Genomic DNA, 21,846 nt, shown 5'->3' on the forward strand with positions numbered 1-21,846 from the left:
CGCGGTGGCCCATGCGCTGGCGGCGCGGGGCGCCGACGTCGTCGTCGCCGACCTGGACGGGGCGGCCGCCGCCGCGGTGGCGGAGGAGGTGCACGGCTCCAGCTGGGAGGTGGACCTGCTGGATCCTGCCCAACTGTCCGGGGGCCGGCTCGCCGCGGCACTGGACGGCGTGGACATCCTGGTGAACAACGCCGGGTTCCAGCGCGTGAGCCCCCTCGAGGACTTCGACCCGCAGGACTTCCGCCGCATCCTCACACTGATGCTCGAGGTGCCGTTCCTGCTGATCCGCGCGGTCCTGCCGCAGATGTATGCGAACAATTTCGGCCGTATCATCAACGTCTCCTCGGTTCACGGACTCCGCGCGTCCGCCTTCAAGAGCGCCTACGTGTCCGCCAAGCACGGGCTCGAAGGACTGTCCAAGGTCACCGCTCTGGAGGGCGGTGAGCACGGGGTGACCAGCAACTGCGTCAACCCGGGCTACGTGCGCACGCCGCTGGTGGAGAAGCAGGTCGCGGACCAGGCCGCCCTCCACGGCATTCCCGAAGCCGAGGTGCTCGGCAGGATCATGCTGACCAACAGCGCGATCAAGCGCCTGGTGGAGCCGGAAGAGGTTGCCTCGCTGGTCGCCTGGCTGGCGTCCGACGACGCCGCGATGGTCACCGGCGCCAGCTACACCATGGACGGCGGCTGGACGGCCCACTGATCCGGCCCCTGCCGGATGCACAGCAGCGGTGGGCCTTCCATATCGGAAGGGCCACCGCTGCGTGCGGGGCGTCGCTGCCGGGGTCAGCCGCGCTGGTCGGCGGTCGTGTACTGGCCGGGAACGTCGATGATGGCCAGCGTGCAGCGTGAAATGCACACCAGTTTGCCTTCGTCGTTGGTGATCCGCACTTCCCACACATGGGAACGCCTGCCGATGCTCGCCGGGGTGGCCTCCCCATAGATCCATGTGCCGACGAAGGCCGGGCGGATGTGGTTGGCATTGATTTCCTGGCCGACCGCATGGCACTTCGTCCGGTCGATGGCCAGGTAGCCGGCCCAGGAGGCCAGCGTTTCGGCAAAGGCCACGGAGGCACCGCCGTGCAGGACCCCCGCGGGCTGGATGGTGCGCTTGTCTACCGGCATCCGGCCCTTGAGCGAGCCCGGGGTGACCTCGGTAATCTCGATGCCGAGGTTCTCGTTCAGGCAGGCCTTGTTCTTCTCGTTCATCTCCTGGACGTTGACGTCGCCAATCCAGATGCTCATGAAACTCCCGGTTCCCTTCCCGCTGCAGCCGGCAGATCCCGGCCCGTACGTAGGTTCCACGCTAGTCTGGAACTCTGTGAGTCGTCACCGACAGACTTCCAAAGTCCGGTGGCCGGTAGGATCCTCAAAAACGAACAACGGAAGATCGGGACCCGATGGCCATTGACCTGCAGGATCTGCTCCGCGACCTGGAGCAGGAGGGCACCCAGCTGGAGGTTGTGCTCAAGGGGATCGGGCCAAGGGACTGGGACCGCCCCACCCCGGCCCCGGGCTGGACCGTGCGCCACCAGGTCGCACACCTGATGTGGACGGACGAAGCACTGCTGGCCGCACTGCGGGAACCGGAACGCTTCTCCCGCCTGGCTGCCGAGGTGGCGGCGGCTCCGGCCACCGTGGACAAAGCGGCACTGGAGCGCGGGGCCGCCTCCGTGTCCGAACTGTCGGCCCGCTGGGCGGCCGGCCGGCGGGCTGTCGCCGCGGCGCTCGCCGGGCTTCCCCCGTCCCGGCGGATCCCGTGGATCGGCCCTCCAATGGGTGCCGCCATGGCCGCCAGTGCGCGCATCATGGAGACGTTCGCCCACGGACAGGACATCCGGGACGCCTTGGGGATTGCACCCGCCGCTTCGCCGCGGCTTCGGCACGTGGCGCATCTGGCCGTTGCGGCCCGCGACTTCGCCTTCCGCAGCCGGGGGCTCACACCTCCCGCCGAACCGTTCCGGATAGAGCTGGGGTACGACGGCGAGTCGTGGGTTTGGGGCCCGGAGGACGCGGCGCAGCGCGTGGCCGGGGAGGCGCTGGACTTCGCGCTGCTGGCCACGCGCCGCCGCCACCGCGCCGACTGCCAGGTCAGCGCATTGGGGGCGGACGCGGACCAGTGGCTGGATATCGCCCAGGCCTACGCGGGCGACCCCGGCGCCGGGCGGCAGCCGCGAAGCTGAACCGCTGCAGCGCTTCCGCCCCGGCGGCGCTCGCACGGACTTTAAGACATGAGGCGGGGGGGGGGGCCGGCTTCCCTGCGGAAGCCGGCCGCCTCGAAACGGTTCCTACTTGGCGTTGGCCAGTTGGACGGCGACGTCGACGATCATGTCTTCCTGGCCGCCGACGTAGCCGGCCTTGCCGACCTCTTCGAGGATCTGCCAGGCCGGGACGCCGTAGCGGTCGGCGGCGCGTTCGGCGTGGATGAGGAAGGAGGAGTAGACCCCGGCCCAGCCCTGCATGATGGAGGCCCGGTCCATGACCGGCATGCGGGTGATGTAGGGCTTGACCACATCCTCGGCGGCGGCCATGAGGGCCTGCACGTCGACTCCGGTGCGGATGTTCAGCCGGTCGAACGCGGCGGCGAGCACCTCGGTGGGGGAGTTGCCGGCCCCGGCGCCCAGGGCCACCAGGGTCCCGTCGATCTGCCTGGCCCCGGCGCGGACGGCGAAGACCGAGTTGGCCACGCCGAAGCTCATGTTCTGGTGGCCGTGGAAGCCGACCTGCGCGTCGGTCCCGAGTTCGGCGACCAGGGCGGCGACGCGGTCGGAGACGTCCTCGAGGATCAGCGCGCCGGCCGAGTCCACCACGTACACGCACTGGCAGCCGGCGTCGGCCATGATCCGTCCCTGCCTGGCCAGCTCCTCGGGGGTGGCGCGGTGGGAGAGCATCAAAAAGCCCACGGTTTCCATGCCCAGGTCCCGGGCGTGGCCGAAGTGCTGGATGGACACGTCGGCCTCGGTGCAGTGGGTGGCGATGCGGGCCACGGAGGCGCCGGCCTCGTGCGCCTGGTTCAGGTCGGCGATGGTGCCCAGGCCCGGGAGCATGAGCACGGCGATCTTCGCGTTCCTGGCCTCGTCGACGGCGGCGGCCACCAGGTCCAGCTCCGGGGTGAGGGAGAAGCCGTAGTTGAAGGAGGAGCCGCCCAGGCCGTCGCCGTGGGTGACCTCGATGACCTGCACGCCGGCGTCGTCCAGGGCCCGGACGGTGGAGCGCACGTGCCCGGCGGTGAACCGGTGGCTCATCGCGTGCGAGCCGTCGCGCAGGGTGGTGTCGGTCAGGCGGACCCGGTACTGCGGGTTGGTGCTGTCGGTGGTGTTCATGCGTGGGCTCCTGCGGTGGTGGCGGCTGTGCTGGTGCCGGCGGCCTTGCGCTCGGCGAGCAGGTCGGCGGTGCGGGTGGCGGCGGCGGTGATGATGTCCAGGTTGCCCGCGTACTCGGGCAGGTAGTCGGCCGCTCCCTTGACCTGGATCCAGACGCCGACGCGGCCCTGGTTGTTCCAGTCCGCGCGGGCGGGGTCGAACTGCGGGTCCACGCGCAGCGAGTAGCCGGGCACGTAGGCCTTCACCTGCTCGACCGTGCGGGCGATGGCTTCCCGGATGGCATCCTGGAGGCGGCCGGGTTCGGCGGCCTCGGCTGGGATCGCGCAGTAGACGGTGTTGCGCATGATCATGGGAGGTTCGACCGGGTTGATGATGATGATCGCCTTGCCCCGGGCCGCGCCGCCGACCACCTCGAGGGCCTTGGCGGTGGTTTCGGTGAATTCGTCGACGTTGGCGCGGGTGCCCGGGCCGGCGGACTTGGAAGCGATCGAGGCGACGATCTCGGCGTAGGGCACCGGCACCACGGAGGAGACCGCGGCGACGATCGGGGTGGTGGCCTGCCCGCCGCAGGTGATCATGTTCACGTTCTGTGCTTCCGGGACGGCGTCCAGGTTCACCACCGGGCAGACGTACGGGCCGACGGCGGCCGGGGTCAGGTCGATGGCGGTGATCCCGGCCTCGGCATAGCGGGGCGCGTTGGCGGCGTGGGCCTTCGCGCTGGTGGCCTCGAACACGAAGTCGGGCAACTCGTCCTGCGCCAGCAGCCAGCCGACGCCTTCGTGGGAGGAGGTCAGGCCGAGCCGGGCGGCGCGGGCGAGCCCGTCGGAGGCCGGGTCGACGCCGATCATGTACCTGGGTTCGATGTGCTCGGACCGGCGCATGAGCTTGAACATCAGGTCGGTGCCGATATTGCCGGACCCGACGATCGCGGCCGTCATCTTCTGGGCTGTCATGGAAAAGTCCTTACGTTTATTAGCTGAAGTGGATGGTCAGGGACCCCAGGTCCCCGAAGTCGGCGGTGGCGGATTCCCCGGCCACCACGGGCAGGGCCTTGGTGAAGGAGCCGGGCAGGACCAGCTGCCCGGCCTGCAGGGCAACGCCCTGTTCGCCCAGGACGTTGGCCAGCCAGGCCAGCGGGGCTACCGGATCGCCCATCACTGCCGCCCCGGTGCCGGACTCGCGCACCTCGCCGTCGATCCGCAGCGTGCAGGCCACCGAGGCCAGGTCGGCGACGGCGACATTCAGCGGGGTGTGTCCGACGGCGATCGCCCCGCAGGAGGCATTGTCGGCCACCGTGTCCACCAGCCTGATGTCCCAGTCGGCGATGCGCGAGTCGATGATCTCGATCGCCGGGTAGATTTCCCCGATCGCCGCGGCGGCCTGTTCGACGGTCACCCCGGGCCCGGCCAGGTCTTCCTTGAGCACGAAGCCGAACTCTGGCTCGACCTTCGGGGCGATGAACCCGGACGCCGGGATCCGGGCGTGATCGCGGTGGACCATGTCCGTAAAGAAGAACCCGAAGTCCGGTGAATCCACGCCCAGCTGGGCCTGCATCGCCGGCGAGGTCAGCCCGACCTTGCGCCCGGCCAGCACCCGCCCCTGCGTCAGGTGGTGCCGCAGCTGTGCGTCCTGGACCTCGTAGGCATCCTGGACGCTCATGCCCTCCAGCCGGCCGCGCAGCGGCGCCACCGGCACCAGCGTCCGGGACGCCGCCAGCAGCTCGTCGGCGAATCCGGCCAGTACCGCTTCGCGCCCGGCCACGGCCTGCCCGCTCTGTTCCTGGATGGTCATTACTTGATCACCGCCGTCGTCACGCCGAAGCCGGCGATGTATTCCTTGATGGGCTTGTAGAACTCGTAGGTCACCTCGTACTCGCCGCAGGCGCGCAGGGCCGAGTAGGCGGCGACCCAGGTGCGCACCTCGTGCGAGGAGTGCCCGGCCACCCGGTTCATCTCATCGGCCTGGTAGGCATCGAAGTCCTCGACCCTGCCGGACTTGCAGACCTCAAGGAAGGCCCGGTCCCAGTCGGGGTTCAACTCCATGATGTCCGCCTCGCCGCGGGCGAACGCCTCGGCGGTGGCGATGGTGCGGGCCTCGCGGGCCGCACGCGCCTCGGGGGTGGGACGGCGGCCGTTGGTCAGGAAGGCGCGCTGCTCGGGGGTGGCGGTGGCGATCTGCGGCACCGGCGGGTCGTGGGACAGGCCGCCGGAGCCGATGAACAGCACCTTCTTGTCCGAGTTCCTGAAGTACTCGCCCACGGCCTGTCCGAACTTGCGGATGCGCCGCATCCTGGAGAAGGGCGGGGCCACGGAATTGACGAAGATCGGGATGACCGGCTGGGTGGACAGGTCGCCGAAGATGGTTTCCATCGGCTGCACCGCGCCGTGGTCAACCTCCATCCGGCGCGAGATCGCGGTGTCGATGTCCCGGTCGATGACGAAGCGGGCCAGATCCTCGGCGATCTGGGTGGGGACGTTGATCGGGCCGTCCCAGGAGTTGTAGTCTCCGGTGCCCAAGGCCTCGTAGCCGATGCAGAACGGCGGCATCAGGTCGTAGAAGAAGCCGTTGTAATGGTCCGGGCCGAAGTTGACCACCAGGTCCGGGTTGAAGTCCCGGGCGAACTGGCGGACCTGGTCGAAGGACGCCTCGACGGCGGCCTTGACCTCGGCCGGCGGGTTGGTGTGCTCCAGCAGCGGGCTGTGCGACATGCAGACCAAAGCCTGGTTCATGGCTGTGCTCCTTTGGTTGGCATAGGGGCTAAGAGAGCAGCCAGGGGTCCCCGTGCGCGAAGCGTGCGGGGGAGGCTGCGAACGGGGTCAGCGGGCGACGCCGCGGGCGGCCAGGAACTGCTTGATGACGGTGTTGAACTCATCGGCGCGCTCGACCTGGGACCAGTGGCCGCACTGGCTGAAGATGTGCGCGTCGGCGTTGGGGATGACGTTCAGCAGCTCCCAGGTCCGGGAGACCGGGATGACCTGGTCCTGGGTGCCGTGGATCAGCAGCACCGGAATGTCCAGCTTCGCCAGGGCGTCGAAGTCCAGCGGCAGCGCGTAGCGGTCGCGGTCGCGGGCCGCGACCACCTCGGCCAGCCGGTCGGAGGCGGTGTCGTTGAGCGCGGAGGCATAGCGCAGCGAGACCAGCTCGTCGGTGACCAGGGACTTGTCGACGACGAACATCTCCAGGGTCTTCCGGATGCCTTCCTCGGTCAGCACCGGGTTGGAGTGGCCCTTGAGCGCGCCGGTGAGCTGGGCGCCGCCGGTGCCCATGGAGACGATGCCCAGCAGGCGCTCGGGGAAGTCGATGGCGAACTGGAAGGCCAGCCAGCCGCCGAGCGAGTTGCCCACGATCCAGGTCTTCTCGATGCCCAGGGCGTCCAGCACGCGCACGGCGTGGCGGACCCATTCGCGGATCCCGTATCCGGTGCCCGGTGCCACGACGGTCTGGCCGTAGCCGATGGAGTCGATCGCAATGCACCGGCCCCCCGCCGAGAGTTCGGGCAGGTTCAGCCACCAGTTGGCCGCCGCCGTGACTCCGGTGCCCGAGCCGTGCAGGAACAGGATGGGGGTACCCTCGCCGAGCTCGTGGTAGTGCGTCAGCTCGCCGGGAGCGGTCTCGAGCCACTTGTCCTCGAGGCCGAAGAAGGAATCAGTCTTGTAATCGGGAATCTGGATGGTCATTATGCGTGCTCCTGGATCGAAGGGCGGGCGGTAGGGCTGGCGTGGGCCTGTCCCAGGCCTAAGCGGCGGGTACGGTGATGCGAGCATCCTGCGCGGCGGGCGCAGGGATGAAGGACATTGAGGCCAGGATTGCCTCGAGGGTGCGTCCGGCGTCCTGGGCCAGGCAGGCGCCGGCCACGAAGCGGTCCGGCCGGAGGAACAGCACCGGGGTGGGCCGGTCATCGAACCACTTCTTCAGCCGTCCCGTCACGTCGCCGGCCACCAGGACATCGGCCGGATATGCAGCCTCGGCCCAGCCGCGCTGCGTTTCGGGGACGACGGCGGTGAAGGTCGCCCCGAGTGCCTCAAGTTTGGCCAGCTGTTCCTCAGTGAACATGCCCCTGGGATTGTTGCCCCAGGCCAGCACGGTCCACCACTTGCCCACCACATCGTCAAGGCGGACATTCTCGGCGTCCCTGGTGTTCACCCGCGGCTGGATGAACTGCACGCCCACCGGTGAGGTGCGGTTGTTGGCGGTCAGCACCGGGACGAGCCTGCCGGCCAGCCTGGCCGCGGCCTTGCCCGGCGTGGCGTGGGTCGGATCGACCACCACGCCTTCGGTGTAGCGGGGCATCGGCTTGAAGCGCATGTCGGAGAAGTAGGACTTCACCTGCGGGAACAGGTTCAGGGCTGCGGCGATGCCGTCGCGGGCCCCGACCACCACGGGGTTGGTCGGCTTGATGACGGCCCCGAGTGTGAGCGAGAGGTCGATCATGGCCTTGGCGTGATCGCGCCGCTCCACGTCGTAGGTATCCAGCAGGGCGTCGGAGGCCTGGCCGCGCAGCACCGTGGCCAGCTTCCAGGCCAGGTTCGTCGCATCGCGCACGCCGGAGTTCCAGCCCTGCCCCATCCAGACCGGCATCAGGTGGGCCGCGTCGCCGGCGATGATCTGCCGGCCCTTGCGGAAGGACCCGGCGATCCGGCCGTGGTGGGTGAAGACGCGCTCGCGAATGACATTCAGGCTTCCCGGATCCGGGACGTGGTCGCGGAGCAGCCGGTGGATGAACTTCTTGTCGGTCACCTGCTCGTCGGTCTCCTCATCGAAGAGCATGAATTCCCAGCGCCTCACCGCGTGGGCCAGGCCGATGGACACGTAGGGGCGCTTCGGGTCGGCACCGAGGAAAACGTTCGGAGTGCCCAGCGGGTCGTTGTTCACGTCCACCACGAGCCAGCGGGTGGAGGGCGACTTGCCCTCGAAGCTGACGCCGAGCCGCTTGCGGGTGCCGGACTTGCCGCCCTCGCACCCGACCAGGTAGCGGGCACGGATCCGCTTGACCGCGGTGGTGCCGCCGTCGTCGTACTCCACCGTGGCGACAACGTGTTCTGCGGTTTCGGCGACGTCGACGACTTTGTGGCTGAAGCGGACGCCAACGCTGGCAAAACGCGCCAAGCCGTCGCACAGTGCCTGGTCCACCAGCGGCTGCACGAAGCCGTTCTTGCGCGGCCAGCCGAAGTCGTCCGCCTTGGGCTCGTTGGTCATGATGACCTTGCCGCGGCCGTTGACCAGCCGCATGATGTGCTGCGGCGTGGTGTGCGGAAGCACCTGTTCGGACAGGCCAACGGTCTGGATCGAGCGCAGTGACTCGTCGTCCAGGCCAACGCCGCGCGGGTAGTCGATCAGCTGCGGCAGCTGTTCCACCAGGGTGACGTTCCGGCCGTACATTCCCAGCAGGTTGGAGAGCATCAGCCCGACGGGGCCGGCGCCGATCACCAGGACCTCGGTGTCGATGTCGGCGGAGGCATCGGCCTGGACATTAGCGGCTGCTGCGTGAAGATTCATGGCTGCCTTCTTTGTGTATTTATCGCACATCTAAAAGCGATAGTTGCACTTATTTGATCGACATCACAGCATGCAGGGCAGGGATGTGTCAAGCACCACAAGGGGCGCCGGCGGGTGCCGGCGGGCTTGGCCTGGGCGGAATCAGGCCAGGCGGCTGGCGATGCGGGCGGCCGCGGCGACGATGGCCTCGGCCGCGCCCTCGGCGAGTTCCTTGCGGTTGGTGATCAGGTTGATGCAGGCGGGGGCGTCGGTCCCGGCAATGGGTGCCGCCACGCCGTAGGCGCCCGGTTCGACTTCGCCGAAGGTCGTGGCGAACCCCTGCTCTCGGGCGGTGCGGATCTCTTCGGGGTCCCGGTCCGACGGCGAGTGCCAGGCCAGTAGTGCGCGTCCTGCTGCACCCTGGCCGAGCGGGTGGCGGCTGCCTTCGGTGAAGGCGATGTGGTAGCTGGTGCCGCGCGGCTCGGAAACGGCCAGCGCGACGGCGTCGGGTCCCTCCTGGACCAGCAGCGACACCGTGGCCTGCAGGTCGTTGGCCACCTCTTCGAGTACCGGCAGCGCGGCGGCGCGCATGGCCGAGTGGGCGGCGGTGGCCAGCCCGAGCAGGCCGGAGGCGCCGCGGTAGCGGCCGTCCTCGTTCTTTCGGACCAGGCCTTCGTCGCCGAGGGTATTGAGGATCCGGTAGGCAATGGTCCGGTGCACGCCCAGCTGGTCGGCCACTTCCTGGATTGTCAGCCCGTCCCGCGACCCGGCGATGGTTTTGAGGGCCCGGAGCCCGCGGGCCAGCGTCTGGGAGCCGGCGGTGCGCGAGGGGGTGGGGGATTCGGAAGACATGCTCCCAAGCCTACTGTCAGGCGCTCGAGCCAAGGCTCACGGACCAGGGGGCCCGGATCGGAGTGTGTCCCACTTGACAGCCGTCCGTGACGATGATCACTCTTTAACAGTTATCGCTCATCTATGGGCGATAGTTGCACGAATTGGAGTACGTCCCTATGATTCCATCGGCAGTCCAGACTCCTGCCTCCAGGTCCGCCGAGGCCGCGCACCGCCGGAACGGCCGCCTCGCCCTGGTTTCCAGCTACATCGGTTCCTCGCTGGAAATGTACGATTTCCTGCTCTACGGGACTGCCGCAAGCCTGGTCTTCCCATCCCTGTTCTTCGCCGGCGTGGACCCGGCCGTAGCCGTGGCCCTGTCCTTCGTCACCTTGGCCGCCGGCTACGTGGCCCGGCCGGTCGGCGGCATCGTGTTCGGCCATTTTGGCGACCGGCTCGGCCGCAAGAAGATGCTCGTGGTCACGATGGGCATGATGGGTGCGGTCTCCATCCTGGTGGGCCTGCTGCCCACGGCCGCGCAGATCGGCATCGCTGCGCCCATCGCGCTGGTGACCCTGCGGATCGTCCAGGGTATTGCGATGGGCGGCGAATGGGCCGGCGCCACGCTGATGTCGATGGAGCACTCGAAGCCGGAACGGCGCGGCCTCGGAGCCTCCATCGCCGTTTCCGGCGGTCCGTCCGGTGCGGTGCTGGCTACGCTGGTCCTCGGTGCCTTCGCGCTGCTGCCGGAGGAAGACTTCATGGCGTGGGGCTGGCGGGTGCCCTTCCTGCTGTCGCTGGTGCTGCTGGCCGTCGGGCTCTTCCTGCGGATCCGCGTGAAGGAATCCCCGGACTTCGAGAAGGCCCGGTCCTCGGAGCCGGAGCACCGGGGAATTCCGCTGGTCCAGGTGCTCCGGCGCTACCCGACGGAAGTCGCGCTGTCCGTCGTCGGCGGTCTGGCCCCGCTGTTCATGCAATCGCTGCTGGCCACTTTCGCCCTGGGCTACGCCGTGCAGGTGGGGCATGGCCGCTCCGATGCGCTGCTGATGCTCACCATTGCCAATGCGGTCCACATCTTCACTATCCCGGCCGCGGCGATGCTCTCGGACAAACTGGGCCGTCGTAACGTCATGGTGGCCGGCGCCGTCCTGGGTGTGGCGGGCATCTGGCCGATGTTTGCGCTGATTGACAGCGGGTCCACGTGGCTGATGCTGCTCGGCTTCATCATCGGCAACCCGCTGGTCCAGGCGCTGATGTACGGGCCGATGGGGGCCTGGATCGGTGAAATGTTCAGCACCAAGACCCGTTACACCGGCCTGTCGCTGTCCTATCAGCTGGCCACCACCCTTGGAGCGGGCTTCGCGCCGCTGATCGCCAACGCACTGGTGCAGGCGGACGGCGGTTCCACCACCCTGCTGGCCGCGTTCTTCGGCCTGCTCTGTGTGATCAGCGCGCTGGCCTTCTTCCTGGCCAAGGACCGCAAGGCAACCGAAGACTGACCTTCCCTAACGAAACGGCGGCGGCAGGATATCCTGCCGCCGCCGTTTCCCTCGCCACCTTAGCCCAGCGCCGTCCGCTCCGGCGCCAGGTCGAGCGAGGCGACGGCGGCCAGCCCGCGCGCCATCGCCCGGGCCGGCTCGGTGAACAGGCTGTCGTGCACCCGGGCGCAGCACAATCGCAGCGCCTGGTCCGCGTCAAGGCCGAACCAGCCCTGCACGGTCCGCAGCCCGTGCGGGGTCAGCCGCCAGAGCTTGTCCGCATCCTTGACGATGGCGTCGTCGGGCGAGAGCGCCTCCGGGCGGGAGTCGTGCCCGTCGATGATCGCGGCGATCTCCTCGATGTCCGTCTCCGGGAAATCCAGGCTGCCCAGGATTTGCCGGGCGATCCGTGCGCCCTCGGTTTCGTGCCGGCGCACCAGATCCGGCCGGCCGCCGCCCGGGGCGATGGCCGCCAGGATCAGCTTGTCCGGAACCGTGGACCAGCCGGTGTCGTGCAGCAGGATCGCCGGCAGCACAATCTCCGCCCGGGATCCGGGCAGCAGCGCCTGCAGGGCGGCGGCGAGCCCATAGGCATAGAGCGAGTGCACGTCGTTGTCGCGCACGTCCAGGTGCGGCGCCGCCAGCTCCCAGATTGCCCGGTCCCGCGGCGCCAGCTCGACAATGCCCTGCACGGCGTCCCGCGGCGGGATCCTGGCCGATACGTCGGCGGCGTAGCGGGTGCTGGTGGACTCTGTGGGCAGGCTCATGCTCCCATCTAAAATGTGCTGCAGTGCACAGTCCACCGCTGCGTCCCGCTCAGTGGAAGACGGGGCGGATTTTGCTGCGCGGGAAGGAGCATGATGTCCGGGCGTACCAATAATCCGGGCCAGTCCGTTACTGCCCGGGTGCTGAGCATCCTGGCGGTCTTCGAGGGCACGCTGGTGCCGCAGTCGCTGGCCGACATCAGCGCGAAGACCGGGCTGGCGCAAAGCACCGCCCACCGGCTGCTGAAGGAACTGGAGGAGTGGGGTGCGCTGCAGCGGGACGCGCGCGGCCGCTACCAGATCGGCCTGCGGCTGTGGGAGCTGGGCCAGAACGCCGGCCGCCAGCTGCGCGAGATTGCCCGCCCCTACCTGCAGGACCTGTTTTCGCTGACCCAGGAAACGGTCCACATTGCCATCCGCGACGGCGCGGACGTGCTCTACATCGACCGCATCTACGGCACCCGCCGGGTGCCGCAGGCCTCCCGGGTGGGCGGCCGGCTGCCCATGCACGCCACCGCCGTCGGCAAGGTGATCCTGGCGTACGAGGAGGACTGGGTCCGCGACTCCGTGCTCCAGGGGCTGCTGGAGCGCCGCACGGCCTTCACCCATGTGGATCCTGCCCTGCTGCGGCGCGAACTCGAGCAGGTCAGGCAACAGGGCTATGCCGTCACCGGCGAGGAGGTCCGGCTCGGGTCCTGCTCCATTGCGGTTCCGGTGTTCCAGGGCACGGGGGAGATCGGCGCCGGCCTGGGCCTGGTGGTGGCCACCGCCAATGCGCACCGGATGGAGCGGTACCTGCCCGCCATGCGTGGAATTGCCAGGCGCATCGAGACGGCCACGGCCAGGATTCCGCTCTCCACTTTGCAGTCCGCGGTCCGGACAAAAAGCCTGAAGACGGCGCGGGCCAATGGCGGCGGGACAGGGTAACTGGATTCCACTGAGTGGAAGCCACCGCTTGGTGTGTAAGCCCGCTCACACGTTAGATGGTTCCAGTCCCGGCCGCGGGGCTGAGCAACGTAAGGAGCATCCGAAGTGACTGCACAGACGACGCCGTCCACTGCCTCGGCGGATACCGCCCCCGCCGGCAAGTGCCCGGTGGCCCACCACGGCTACGAGCCCTTCCAGATGAACGACCCGTTCCCGTCCTACGCGGCGCTTCGCGCCGAGGAACCGGTGATGTTCGACGAGCGGATCGGCTACTACATCGTGTCGCGCTACGAGGACATCAAGGCCGTCTTCGACAACTGGGAGACCTTCAGCAGCGAGAACGCGCAGGCGCCGGTCCGTCCCCGCGGCGCGGCAGCCACCAAGATCATGAACGACGGCGGTTTCACCGCCTATTCGGGGCTGTCGGCCCGCATCCCGCCGGAGCACACCCGGATCCGCAGCATTGTCCAGAAGGCATTTACGCCCCGGCGGTACAAGGCGCTGGAACCGACCATCCGTGAAAACACCGCCGCGCTGCTGCAGAAGATGCTGGCCCGCCCGGACCGTAAGGGGGATTTCCTCAAGGACGTCGCTTACGACATCCCCACGATCACCATCCTGAGCCTGCTCGGGGTCGGGTCGGAAATGGTGCCCACCTACAAGAAATGGTCGGACTCGCGCGCGGCGATGACCTGGGGGGACCTGAGCGACGAGGAGCAGATCCCGCACGCGCACAACCTGGTGGACTACTGGAACGAATGCCGGCACCTGGTCGCCGACGCGCACGCCAACGGCGGCGACAGCCTGGTGGCGGACCTGGTCCAGGCCCAGGCCGAAGGGGCCGAGATCTCCGACCACGAGATCGCCTCGGTCTGCTACAGCCTGCTGTTCGCCGGCCACGAAACCACCACCACCCTGATCTCCAACACCATCCGGGTGCTGCTGGGCCACCCGGAACAGTGGCAGCAGCTGGTCGCGGACCCCTCGAAGATCCCGGCCGCCATCGAAGAAACCCTGCGCTACAGCCCCTCGATCGTCGGCTGGCGCCGCAAGGCGCTCAAGGACACCGAAATCGCCGGCACCCCCATCCCGGCCGGAGCCAATATCCTGCTGCTGATGGGCTCGGCCAACCGGGACACGGCGGTCTTCGAGGACCCGGAGACGTTCGACATCTCCCGCCCCAACGCCCGCAGCCACCTGTCCTTCGGCTTCGGCATCCACTACTGCCTGGGCAACATGCTCGCCAAACTGCAGGACAAGATCGTGGTGGAGGAGACCATCAAGGCCGTCCCCGGCCTCAAGCTGGCCGAAGGGGAAGAAATCACCTTCGGCGAAAACCTTTCGTTCAGGGCGCCGACGACGGTGCCTGTTACCTGGGAGCAGTGATGATGACGGTCATGGAAGCAGAAAAGACGGATACCTCCTTCGGACCCTATGTCCAGTTCTTCGACGGCGGCGCCGAACCGCGCCACGAACTGCTTGGCGGCAAATGTGCCTCGCTGGTGGCGCTGACCGCCGCAGGCATGCCCGTCCCGCCCGGCTTCGCCGTCACCACCGCCGCCTATGATGCCTTCATCGAAGAGGCCGGCATCCGGTCGAACATCGAGCGGCTGCTGGAGGGGCTCGACGCCGATGACGTTGCCGCGGTCGACAAGGTGTCGGCGCAGATCCGCCAGGAGATTACCTCCCGGCCGGTGCCGGAGGCGGCCCGGCAGGCCGTTATCGCTGCCTGGCACAAACTGCAGTCGCGCTTCAGCGCCCCGGTCCCGGTGGCCGTGCGCTCCTCCGCCACTGCCGAGGACCTGCCCGAGGCCAGCTTCGCCGGCCAGCAGGACACCTATCTGTGGCTGTGCGGGCTGGAGGAGGTGACCGAGCACATCCGCCGCTGCTGGGCCTCGCTCTACACGTCCCGGGCCATCACCTACCGGCTGAAGAACAACATTCCCAACGAGGGCCTGTCCATGGCCGTGGCCGTGCAGAAGATGGTCAACGCCAAGGTGGCCGGCGTGGCCATCACCATTGACCCCACCAGCGGGGACCGCTCCAAGATCGTCATCGATGCCTCCTACGGGGTGGGCGAAATGGTGGTGTCCGGCCAGGTGACCCCGGACAACATCATGGTGGACAAGGTCATGCTCACCGTGGTCAGGGAGGCGCTGGGGGACAAGCACGCCGAACTGGTTCCGGATCCGCAGGCCAGGTCCCTGGTGGAGCGCGAGGTGCCGCAGGAGCGGCGGAACGTCCGCTGCCTCTCGGACGCGGAGGTCGTGGCCGTAGCCACGATTGCCAAGCGGGCGGAAAAGCACTTCAAGGCCCCGCAGGACATCGAGTGGGCGCTGGATGCGGACCTGCCCGACGGCGAAAACCTGGTCCTGCTGCAGTCCCGGCCGGAAACCGTGCACTCGTCCAAGCCGAAGGAGCCCAAGGCCGCGGCCAAGGGCTTCGGCATCGAAAGCATCACCAAGTCCCTGATGTCCCAAGTCGGCAAGGACTGAGCCTGCCCCACCTGCCACGCACCGCTTTCCAGGAAGGTTGAACCCTATGACAGCGAAGTCATTCCCCAGCCCGTACGAGCAGCAGCCGGCCCCGGGTGCCGAAGGCTGGAAGGACATCTACGCCTACAACCTGGTCTTCCAGGACAACCGCCGCGCCGAAGAAGAAGCCAAATTCTGGTTCTGCGACAGCCAGCACTGGCCCACGGTCACCAAGCCCTTCGAGACCATCGGCTTCGAGTTCGCGGTCAAGTGCCTGGGCCAGTACAACGCCCGGCACCTGCGCATCCCCACCGCCAACGGCATCGAGTTCCGCATCCACAACGGCTACGTCTTCATGTCGCCCGTCGCCGTCCCCGAGGACCAGGTTGAGGCCCGCGTCCCGGACTTCATGGAGCGGGCCGGCCACTACTTCCGGAACTGGGATTCCCTGCTGGATAACTGGCACGGCAAGATCCGCGGCACCATCAAGGAAATCGAGGCGCTGGACTTTTCCGCGCTGCCGGAGAAGGTGGCCACGGAGGATATCCTCGCCGGCAAGGGCACCGGCCCCAACACGGACCTGCTGGCCGCCTACGACTCCCTGATCGCGCTGGCCTACCGCGCCTGGCAGTACCACTTCGAGTTCCTGAACCTGGGCTACGTGGCCTACCTGGACCTGTTCATGTTCTGCAAGAGCGTGTTCCCGGGCATCCCGGACCAGGCCATTGCCAAGATGGTCCAGGGCGTGGACATGGAACTGTTCCGCCCGGACGACGAGCTGAAGAAGCTGGCCAAGCTCGCCGTCGAACTCGAGCTCGACGCCCTCTTCCGTGACGTCCCGGCGGACACCGCGGCTGCCGGGGACCTGCTGGCCGCCATTGCCGCCGCCGACGGCGGGGACCGCTGGATCGGGTCCTGGACCGAGGCCCAGGACCCGTGGTTCAACTTCACCACCGGCAACGGCTTCTACGCCCACGACAAGTACTGGCTGGACTACCCGGAGATCCCGCTGGGCTTCATCGCCGGCTACATCGACCGGCTCAAGGCCGGCCAGGACATCGACCGCAACGTCGCCGAGCTGGTGGCCGAACGGGACCGCATCACCGAGGAGTATTCGGAGCTGCTGGACCCGGAGGACCTGGAAGCCTTCCAGGGCAAGCTGGGCCTGGCCCGCACCGTCTACCCGTACGTGGAGAACCACAACTTCTACATCGAGCACTGGACCATGGGCGTGTTCTGGCGCAAGGCCCGCCAGCTCTCGAAGATGCTGCACGACCAGGGCTTCTGGCCGCAGGAAAACGACATGTTCTACCTGCGCCGCGACGAGGTCCGCGAGGCACTCTTCGACTACGTCACCGGCTGGTCCGTGGGGGCCGCTCCCATCGGCCCGGACTACTGGCCGGCCGAGGTCGAGCGCCGCCGCGGCATGGTGGACGCCCTGGCCCAGGAACGCCCGCAGCCGGCCCTGAACACGCCGCCGGCGGTGATTACCGAGCCGTTCACCCTGATGCTCTGGGGCATCACCGATGACCAGATCCAGAACTGGCTCGGCGCCGGGGAGACGGTCGAAGGCGAGTTCAAGGGCATGGCGGCCTCGGCGGGTGTGGCCGAGGGCCCGGCCCGCGTGATCGGCAACTCGGACCAGCTCTCCGAGGTGCAGGACGGGGAAATCCTCGTCGCCCCGGTCACCGCGCCGAGCTGGGGCCCGATCTTCGGCAAGATCCGCGCCACCGTCACGGACATCGGCGGCATGATGAGCCACGCCGCCATCGTTTGCCGCGAATACGGTATGCCGGCGGTCACCGGCACGGGTACCGCCTCGGCCGAAATCAGGACCGGCCAGATCATCCGCGTGGACGGCAACAACGGCGTCGTCACCGTCCTGGATAAGACGGCAACAGGCGAAACCGGTACCGAGTCCCTGGAAGGCAGCCATGCCTGAGCGCGCCCCCTCGACCGCGCCGTCCGGCCGCGTGCCCCTTCCCCCCACCGGCCGGACGGTGCTCATCACGGGAGCAGCCGGAGGGCTGGGCCGGGCCTTCGCCCTCGGCTTCGCCGCCCAGGGAGACCGGGTGGTCGCCGCGGACCTGAACCTCGAGGGCGCCCGGGAAACCGCAGCGCTGATCAACGGGGGCACCGCCACGGCCGCCGCCCCGGCCACCGCGGTGGCCGTCAACGTCACCTCGCTGGAATCCGCCGCGGCCATGGCCGCGGAGGCCGCAGCCTTCGGCGGCGGGAGCATCGACGTCGTCATCAACAACGCGGCGATCTACGCCACCATCACGCGCTCGCCGTTCACCGAGATCGACGTGGACGAGTGGGACAAGGTGATGGCGGTCAACCTCAAGGGCCCCTGGCTGGTCACCCGGGCGTGCGCGCCCTACCTGTCCGACGGCGGGAAGGTCATCAACCTGTCCTCGGCCACCGTGATGAGCGGCTCGGCCCAGTGGGCGCACTATGTGGCCTCCAAGGGCGGGGTGATCGCGCTGACCCGGGTGCTGGCCAAGGAGCTGGGGGACCGGAACATTACGGTCAACGCGATTGCGCCGGGCTTCACGCTCACCGAGGCCAGCTACGGGCTGATTGAGGGGGCCGAAAGCTACGGTGTGGACCGCGGCGCGATCAAGCGTGCCTCCGAGCCGGAGGACATCGTCGGTGCGGCCCTGTTCCTGGCCGGTCCCGGCAGCAACTACATCACCGGCCAGACCCTGGTGGTCGACGGCGGCCGGCAGTTCATCTAAGGAGTTCGACAAATGCCCACCGTAACTTTCACCGCCCACGACGGCAGCGAAGTCACCGTCAACGGCTACGCCGGGGACTCGGTCATGGAGACGGCGGTCCGCAACGGCGTGCCCGGCATTGTCGCCGAATGCGGCGGCAGCCTCGCCTGCGCCACCTGCCATGTCTTCGTCTGCCCGGAGAGCCAGGACGCGGTGGACCCGATGGCGGAGGTCGAGGACGACATGCTGTACGGCACGGCCGTGGACCGGCAGGAGAATTCCCGGCTGTCCTGCCAGCTCAAGCTCAAGGACGGCGTGGACCTGCACGTGCAGACCCCGGAAACGCAGGTCTGACCATGGCCAACGAGACTTTCCCGGGCGTCCCGGACGAAGACGCCGCCCTCGGGAAGCATCCCGAGCCCCGCGGCACGCTGATCATTGGTGCCTGCCAGGCCGGCGTGCAGCTGGCCACCAGCCTGCGCGAGCTCGGGGACACCGACCCGATCGTGCTGGTCGGCGAGGAACCGCACGCCCCGTACCAGCGCCCGCCGCTGTCGAAGGCATACCTGAAGGGGGAGGCGACGGCGGACACGCTGACCTTCCGCACCCACGAATGGTATGCGGACAAGGGCATTGAGCTGGCCACCCGGGAACGGATCGTCAAGGTCACCCGGGATAACAGCGGGGGCGAGGCCGTGTCCGAGACCGGACGGGCCTTCCCCTTCGCCCGGCTCGCCCTGGCCACCGGGGCCGCGGCGCGCAAGATCCCCTTCGACGGTTCCGAGCTGGAGGGCGTGAGCTACCTGCGCGACGCCAACGAGGCCGAAATCCTGGCCGACCAGCTGCGCGGCGCCCGCGACGTCGCCGTGATCGGCGGCGGCTTCATCGGCCTCGAGGTTGCCGCCGGCGCCCGGGCCGCGGGCAAGAACGTCACGGTGATCGAGGCCGCCCCGCGCCTGGTGGGCCGGGCCGTCTCCGAGACCACCAGCGACTTCTACCTGGCCGCGCACCGCCGCCGCGGCACCGAAGTGATCCTCAATGCCCAGGTGGTGCGGATCACCGGCAGGCACGACAAGGTGACCGGCGTCGAACTGGCCGACGGCACGGTGGTGCCCGCCGACGTGGTGCTGGTGGGTGTCGGGGTCATCCCGCGCACCGAGCTGGCCGAACAGCTGGGTTTGGCGGTGGACAACGGCATTGTGGTGGACTCCCGGGCGCTGGCCTCGGACGGGCTCACCGTCGCCGCGGGGGACTGTGCCAATATGCCCAACCCGTTTGTGCGGGACTTCGGCAACGGACGGCTGCGGCTGGAAAGCGTGCAGAACGCCGTCGAACAGGCCAAGATCGCCGCGGCGACCCTGCTCGGGCAGGACGCCGAATACCGCACAGTGCCCTGGTTCTGGTCCGACCAGGCCGATATCAAGCTGCAGATCGCCGGCCTGTCCGCCGGCCACGACCAGCTGGTGCTGCGCGGGGACCCAGAAACCGAGAAGTTCTCCGTGCTCTATTACCGGGGCGGCCGGATCCTGGCCGCGGACTGCATCAACAGCCCGCAGGACTTCATGGCCGTACGCAGCGCGCTGACCAAGGGCCTGGACATCCCCGCCGATGCCGCGGCGGACACGTCCGTGCTGCTGAAGCAGCTGGCCGCCGCGCCGGACAGCGCCCCAGCCCCCTAGACCTAGGAAAGAGACTGTTATGACGCTGCAAACCGACAACGAGATCGACACTTCACCGATCGCCGCGCCGGCGGATTCGCCCACGGACCTTGACCCGCTCTGGCAGGCCGTGGCGAAGGAAATGCGTGTCCGTGGCAACGACATCCACGTGCCGATCTCCTTTGCCTACGCGGAGCGGCTCTGCGACGCCTACCCGGCGGCGGACCGGCTGGTGGTCCGGGTGGCCATCCTGCTGCATGATACCGGCTGGGCCCGGGTGGACGAGTCCAGGATCCTCTCCGAGGGCTTCGGCGGCGCGGACTACCTGCGGGCGGCCATCCGCTTCGAGCATGAGTCCGCCGGCTGCGACATTGCCCGCGAGGTGCTCCCGGGCCTGGGCTACGGCGCGGAGTTCATCGAACGCGTGACCGCCATCATCGACGGCCATGACACCCGGGCCGAGTCCCGCTCACTGGAGGATTCGCTGGTCCGGGATGCGGACCGGCTGTGGCGCTTCACCCCGGCCGGCATCGCGCTGGCCTCCGGCTGGTTCGGCCAGACACCGTCGGTCTACTGCCGGCGGCTGCGCTCGGACATCATTCCCCAGCTGATCACCGAGGCCGCGGTCCGGATGGCCGGGGCCGAGCTGGCCCGGTCCGAGGCCCTGCTGAAGACGGCGGTGCTCTGATGGGCACCATCGCAGCGGTGCTGCCCTACACCCACACCAACGACCTGTTCATTGACGGGGCCTGGACGCCGGCGGAGGGCACCGGCCGCATCCAGGTCACCAACCCCGCCACGGAGGAAGTCTGGGGCTCGGTGCCGGTGGCCTCGGCCGCGGACCTGGACAAGGCCGTGGACGCCGCCCGCCGGGCGTTCGCCGGCTGGGCCGCACTCGCCCCGTCCGAACGCGCCCCCTACCTGCTGCGCCTGGCCGAGGAGATCGAAAAGCGTGCCGAGCCGCTCTCGCACACCAATACCTTCGAAAACGGCTCCCCGGTGGCCGAGACCTCCCGGGCCGCCGCCAACGCCGCCGGCATCTTCAGGTACTACGCCTCGCTGGCCGGCTACCTGGAAACTCCCGACGTCCGGCCCTTCCTCGACGGCTCCGCCGAAACCGTGGTCCGGCAGGATCCGGTGGGTGTGTGCGCGCTGATCGCGCCGTGGAACTTCCCGATCAACCTGGTGGTGGCCAAGCTGGCCCCGGCGCTGATCGCCGGGTGCACCGTGGTGATCAAGCCGGCCTCGCCCACCCCGCTGTCGCTGCGGCAGATAGTCGATGCGGCCGCCGCGGCCGGCATCCCGGCCGGCGTGGTGAACGTGGTCACCGGCGGCGGCTCCCTCGGCGACGCCCTGGTGCGCCACCGGCACATTGCCAAGGTGGCGTTTACCGGCTCGACGCCGGTGGGCCGGCACATTGCCGCGGCCTGCGGCGAACTGCTGCGCCCGGTGACGCTGGAGCTGGGCGGCAAATCCTCCGCCGTCGTGCTGCCGGACGTGGACCTGGAGGCCATGAGCCAGGTGCTGATTCGCAGCTGCATGCGCAATACCGGGCAGACCTGCTACATCTCCACCCGGATCCTGGCCCCTGCCGCGCGCTACGGAGAGCTGGTGGACATGGTCACGGCCACCATCGCAGCCGCCCCGCAGGGGGACCCGATGGACCCGGCCACCGTGTTCGGCCCGGCGGCCACGGCCGCACAGCGGGACACTGTCCGCGGCTACATTCGCTCCGGCCTCGAGGAAGGTGCCCGGGCCACCACCGGCGGGGACGTGCCCTCCGGCTTCGAGCGCGGCTACTATGTCAAGCCGACGGTCTTTGCCGACGTGCGGCCGGAGATGAAGATCGCCCGCGAGGAGATCTTCGGGCCGGTGCTTTCCATCATCAGGTACCGGGACCTCGACGAGGCGGTTCAGATCGCCAACAACACCGGGTTCGGCCTGGGCGGCACCGTGTTCTCCGCGGACGAGGAGGCGGCATTCAAGGTGGCGGCGCGGATCGACACCGGGTCCGTCGGGCTGAATTTCTTTGCTTCGAACCACACTGCGCCGTTCGCGGGCCGGAATGATTCCGGTCTTGGCGTCGAGTTCGGTCCGGAGGGCCTGCACGCCTACCTGGTGCCGCAGTCGGTCCACCGCAGGCTGCACCGCTGAAACCCGTGCGCAGGCCACGGCGCGCCCGGCGATCGGCCGGGC

General features: G+C 68.7%; 21 protein-coding genes. 12 read left to right on the forward strand and 9 right to left on the reverse strand.

What is annotated here, in order from left to right:
• A partial coding sequence (locus tag ACFQ36_RS02110) for an SDR family oxidoreductase (protein WP_377010118.1) occupies positions 1 to 703 on the forward strand: 703 nt, incomplete at its 5' end.
• Positions 704 to 786: 83 nt separating this feature from the next.
• Here the strand turns inward: ACFQ36_RS02110 and ACFQ36_RS02115 are convergent.
• On the reverse strand, positions 787 to 1,245 hold the full coding sequence (locus tag ACFQ36_RS02115; protein WP_377010120.1) for a PaaI family thioesterase: 459 nt from the start codon (positions 1,243 to 1,245) through the stop codon (positions 787 to 789).
• Positions 1,246 to 1,400: 155 nt separating this feature from the next.
• Here ACFQ36_RS02115 and ACFQ36_RS02120 point away from each other — a divergent pair, with 155 nt between their 5' ends.
• Complete coding sequence (locus tag ACFQ36_RS02120; protein ID WP_377010122.1) at positions 1,401 to 2,183, forward strand: TIGR03084 family metal-binding protein; 783 nt, start codon at positions 1,401 to 1,403, stop codon at positions 2,181 to 2,183.
• A gap of 105 nt (positions 2,184 to 2,288) precedes the next feature.
• On the opposite strand, the gene dmpG is transcribed toward ACFQ36_RS02120, so the two are convergent.
• The 7 genes from dmpG to ACFQ36_RS02155 form a co-directional block, all read right to left on the reverse strand.
• On the reverse strand, positions 2,289 to 3,323 hold the full coding sequence (gene dmpG, locus ACFQ36_RS02125; RefSeq protein WP_377010124.1) for a 4-hydroxy-2-oxovalerate aldolase: 1,035 nt from the start codon (positions 3,321 to 3,323) through the stop codon (positions 2,289 to 2,291).
• On the reverse strand, positions 3,320 to 4,276 hold the full coding sequence (locus ACFQ36_RS02130) for an acetaldehyde dehydrogenase (acetylating) (protein WP_377010126.1): 957 nt from the start codon (positions 4,274 to 4,276) through the stop codon (positions 3,320 to 3,322). The genes dmpG and ACFQ36_RS02130 overlap by 4 nt, the downstream gene beginning before the upstream one ends.
• A gap of 19 nt (positions 4,277 to 4,295) precedes the next feature.
• Positions 4,296 to 5,114, reverse strand: coding sequence for a 2-keto-4-pentenoate hydratase (locus tag ACFQ36_RS02135; RefSeq protein ID WP_377010128.1), 819 nt, complete (start codon positions 5,112 to 5,114; stop codon positions 4,296 to 4,298).
• Complete coding sequence (locus ACFQ36_RS02140) at positions 5,114 to 6,052, reverse strand: 3-carboxyethylcatechol 2,3-dioxygenase (RefSeq protein WP_377010130.1); 939 nt, start codon at positions 6,050 to 6,052, stop codon at positions 5,114 to 5,116. The genes ACFQ36_RS02135 and ACFQ36_RS02140 overlap by 1 nt, the downstream gene beginning before the upstream one ends.
• 87 nt (positions 6,053 to 6,139) lie before the next feature.
• Positions 6,140 to 7,000 carry an alpha/beta fold hydrolase gene (locus tag ACFQ36_RS02145; RefSeq protein WP_377010132.1) on the reverse strand — a complete coding sequence of 287 codons (861 nt, stop codon included), beginning with the start codon at positions 6,998 to 7,000 and terminating at the stop codon, positions 6,140 to 6,142.
• A gap of 58 nt (positions 7,001 to 7,058) precedes the next feature.
• Entirely contained in the window at positions 7,059 to 8,819 is a 1,761-nt protein-coding gene (locus ACFQ36_RS02150; protein ID WP_377010134.1) for a bifunctional 3-(3-hydroxy-phenyl)propionate/3-hydroxycinnamic acid hydroxylase, read from the reverse strand.
• 141 nt (positions 8,820 to 8,960) lie between these two features.
• Positions 8,961 to 9,650, reverse strand: coding sequence for an IclR family transcriptional regulator (locus ACFQ36_RS02155; protein WP_377010136.1), 690 nt, complete (start codon positions 9,648 to 9,650; stop codon positions 8,961 to 8,963).
• 158 nt (positions 9,651 to 9,808) lie between these two features.
• Between ACFQ36_RS02155 and ACFQ36_RS02160 the strand changes: the two genes are divergently transcribed.
• Positions 9,809 to 11,128, forward strand: coding sequence for an MFS transporter (locus ACFQ36_RS02160; RefSeq protein ID WP_377010139.1), 1,320 nt, complete (start codon positions 9,809 to 9,811; stop codon positions 11,126 to 11,128).
• A 59-nt stretch (positions 11,129 to 11,187) separates the two neighbouring features.
• Here ACFQ36_RS02160 and ACFQ36_RS02165 read toward each other — a convergent pair whose 3' ends face one another.
• A complete protein-coding gene (locus ACFQ36_RS02165) occupies positions 11,188 to 11,874 on the reverse strand; it encodes an HD domain-containing protein (RefSeq protein ID WP_377010141.1) in 687 nt (228 codons plus the stop codon).
• 93 nt (positions 11,875 to 11,967) lie between these two features.
• On the opposite strand from ACFQ36_RS02165, the gene ACFQ36_RS02170 reads away from it, so the two are divergent.
• The 9 genes from ACFQ36_RS02170 to ACFQ36_RS02210 all read left to right on the forward strand — a co-directional run bounded on the left by ACFQ36_RS02170 (position 11,968) and on the right by ACFQ36_RS02210 (position 21,804).
• A complete protein-coding gene (locus ACFQ36_RS02170; protein ID WP_377010144.1) occupies positions 11,968 to 12,798 on the forward strand; it encodes an IclR family transcriptional regulator in 831 nt (276 codons plus the stop codon).
• A gap of 105 nt (positions 12,799 to 12,903) precedes the next feature.
• The gene (locus ACFQ36_RS02175) at positions 12,904 to 14,184 is read left to right on the forward strand and encodes a cytochrome P450 (protein WP_377010147.1); all 1,281 of its coding nucleotides are present in this window, start codon (positions 12,904 to 12,906) and stop codon (positions 14,182 to 14,184) included.
• Positions 14,185 to 14,195: 11 nt separating this feature from the next.
• Positions 14,196 to 15,293, forward strand: a complete 1,098-nt coding sequence (locus ACFQ36_RS02180; protein WP_377010149.1) for a PEP/pyruvate-binding domain-containing protein — start codon at positions 14,196 to 14,198, stop codon at positions 15,291 to 15,293.
• A gap of 46 nt (positions 15,294 to 15,339) precedes the next feature.
• Positions 15,340 to 17,214 (forward strand): PEP-utilizing enzyme, encoded by a 1,875-nt coding sequence (locus ACFQ36_RS02185; protein ID WP_377010151.1) that lies wholly within the window; start codon positions 15,340 to 15,342, stop codon positions 17,212 to 17,214.
• Positions 17,207 to 18,013, forward strand: a complete 807-nt coding sequence (locus ACFQ36_RS02190; RefSeq protein ID WP_377010153.1) for an SDR family NAD(P)-dependent oxidoreductase — start codon at positions 17,207 to 17,209, stop codon at positions 18,011 to 18,013. Before ACFQ36_RS02185 ends, ACFQ36_RS02190 begins: the two co-directional genes overlap by 8 nt.
• Before the next feature lie 12 nt (positions 18,014 to 18,025).
• The gene (locus ACFQ36_RS02195) at positions 18,026 to 18,346 is read left to right on the forward strand and encodes a 2Fe-2S iron-sulfur cluster-binding protein (RefSeq protein ID WP_377010154.1); all 321 of its coding nucleotides are present in this window, start codon (positions 18,026 to 18,028) and stop codon (positions 18,344 to 18,346) included.
• Between the two features lie 2 nt (positions 18,347 to 18,348).
• Positions 18,349 to 19,671 (forward strand): NAD(P)/FAD-dependent oxidoreductase, encoded by a 1,323-nt coding sequence (locus ACFQ36_RS02200; RefSeq protein ID WP_377010156.1) that lies wholly within the window; start codon positions 18,349 to 18,351, stop codon positions 19,669 to 19,671.
• A 19-nt stretch (positions 19,672 to 19,690) separates the two neighbouring features.
• A complete protein-coding gene (locus ACFQ36_RS02205) occupies positions 19,691 to 20,338 on the forward strand; it encodes an HD domain-containing protein (protein ID WP_377010159.1) in 648 nt (215 codons plus the stop codon).
• On the forward strand, positions 20,338 to 21,804 hold the full coding sequence (locus tag ACFQ36_RS02210; protein ID WP_377010161.1) for an aldehyde dehydrogenase family protein: 1,467 nt from the start codon (positions 20,338 to 20,340) through the stop codon (positions 21,802 to 21,804). Before ACFQ36_RS02205 ends, ACFQ36_RS02210 begins: the two co-directional genes overlap by 1 nt.
• Positions 21,805 to 21,846 lie beyond the last annotated feature (42 nt).

The sequence above is a fragment of the Arthrobacter sp. GCM10027362 genome (assembly GCF_042679445.1).
Lineage (GTDB): Bacteria > Actinomycetota > Actinomycetes > Actinomycetales > Micrococcaceae > Crystallibacter.

Bases quoted from the DNA above. Each gene is read 5' to 3' on its own strand.
- ACFQ36_RS02115 (WP_377010120.1), bottom strand. From the start codon at position 1,245: ATGAGCATCTGGATTGGCGACGTCAACGTCCAGGAGATGAACGAGAAG.
- ACFQ36_RS02180 (WP_377010149.1), top strand. From the start codon at position 14,196: ATGGAAGCAGAAAAGACGGATACCTCCTTCGGACCCTATGTCCAGTTC.
- ACFQ36_RS02190 (WP_377010153.1), top strand. From the start codon at position 17,207: ATGCCTGAGCGCGCCCCCTCGACCGCGCCGTCCGGCCGCGTGCCCCTT.
- ACFQ36_RS02210 (WP_377010161.1), top strand. From the start codon at position 20,338: ATGGGCACCATCGCAGCGGTGCTGCCCTACACCCACACCAACGACCTG.
- ACFQ36_RS02195 (WP_377010154.1), top strand. From the start codon at position 18,026: ATGCCCACCGTAACTTTCACCGCCCACGACGGCAGCGAAGTCACCGTC.
- ACFQ36_RS02140 (WP_377010130.1), bottom strand. From the start codon at position 6,052: ATGAACCAGGCTTTGGTCTGCATGTCGCACAGCCCGCTGCTGGAGCAC.
- ACFQ36_RS02155 (WP_377010136.1), bottom strand. From the start codon at position 9,650: ATGTCTTCCGAATCCCCCACCCCCTCGCGCACCGCCGGCTCCCAGACG.
- ACFQ36_RS02205 (WP_377010159.1), top strand. From the start codon at position 19,691: ATGACGCTGCAAACCGACAACGAGATCGACACTTCACCGATCGCCGCG.
- ACFQ36_RS02135 (WP_377010128.1), bottom strand. From the start codon at position 5,114: ATGACCATCCAGGAACAGAGCGGGCAGGCCGTGGCCGGGCGCGAAGCG.
- ACFQ36_RS02165 (WP_377010141.1), bottom strand. From the start codon at position 11,874: ATGAGCCTGCCCACAGAGTCCACCAGCACCCGCTACGCCGCCGACGTA.
- ACFQ36_RS02185 (WP_377010151.1), top strand. From the start codon at position 15,340: ATGACAGCGAAGTCATTCCCCAGCCCGTACGAGCAGCAGCCGGCCCCG.
- ACFQ36_RS02200 (WP_377010156.1), top strand. From the start codon at position 18,349: ATGGCCAACGAGACTTTCCCGGGCGTCCCGGACGAAGACGCCGCCCTC.
- ACFQ36_RS02150 (WP_377010134.1), bottom strand. From the start codon at position 8,819: ATGAATCTTCACGCAGCAGCCGCTAATGTCCAGGCCGATGCCTCCGCC.
- ACFQ36_RS02145 (WP_377010132.1), bottom strand. From the start codon at position 7,000: ATGACCATCCAGATTCCCGATTACAAGACTGATTCCTTCTTCGGCCTC.
- ACFQ36_RS02170 (WP_377010144.1), top strand. From the start codon at position 11,968: ATGTCCGGGCGTACCAATAATCCGGGCCAGTCCGTTACTGCCCGGGTG.
- dmpG (WP_377010124.1), bottom strand. From the start codon at position 3,323: ATGAACACCACCGACAGCACCAACCCGCAGTACCGGGTCCGCCTGACC.
- ACFQ36_RS02160 (WP_377010139.1), top strand. From the start codon at position 9,809: ATGATTCCATCGGCAGTCCAGACTCCTGCCTCCAGGTCCGCCGAGGCC.
- ACFQ36_RS02130 (WP_377010126.1), bottom strand. From the start codon at position 4,276: ATGACAGCCCAGAAGATGACGGCCGCGATCGTCGGGTCCGGCAATATC.
- ACFQ36_RS02120 (WP_377010122.1), top strand. From the start codon at position 1,401: ATGGCCATTGACCTGCAGGATCTGCTCCGCGACCTGGAGCAGGAGGGC.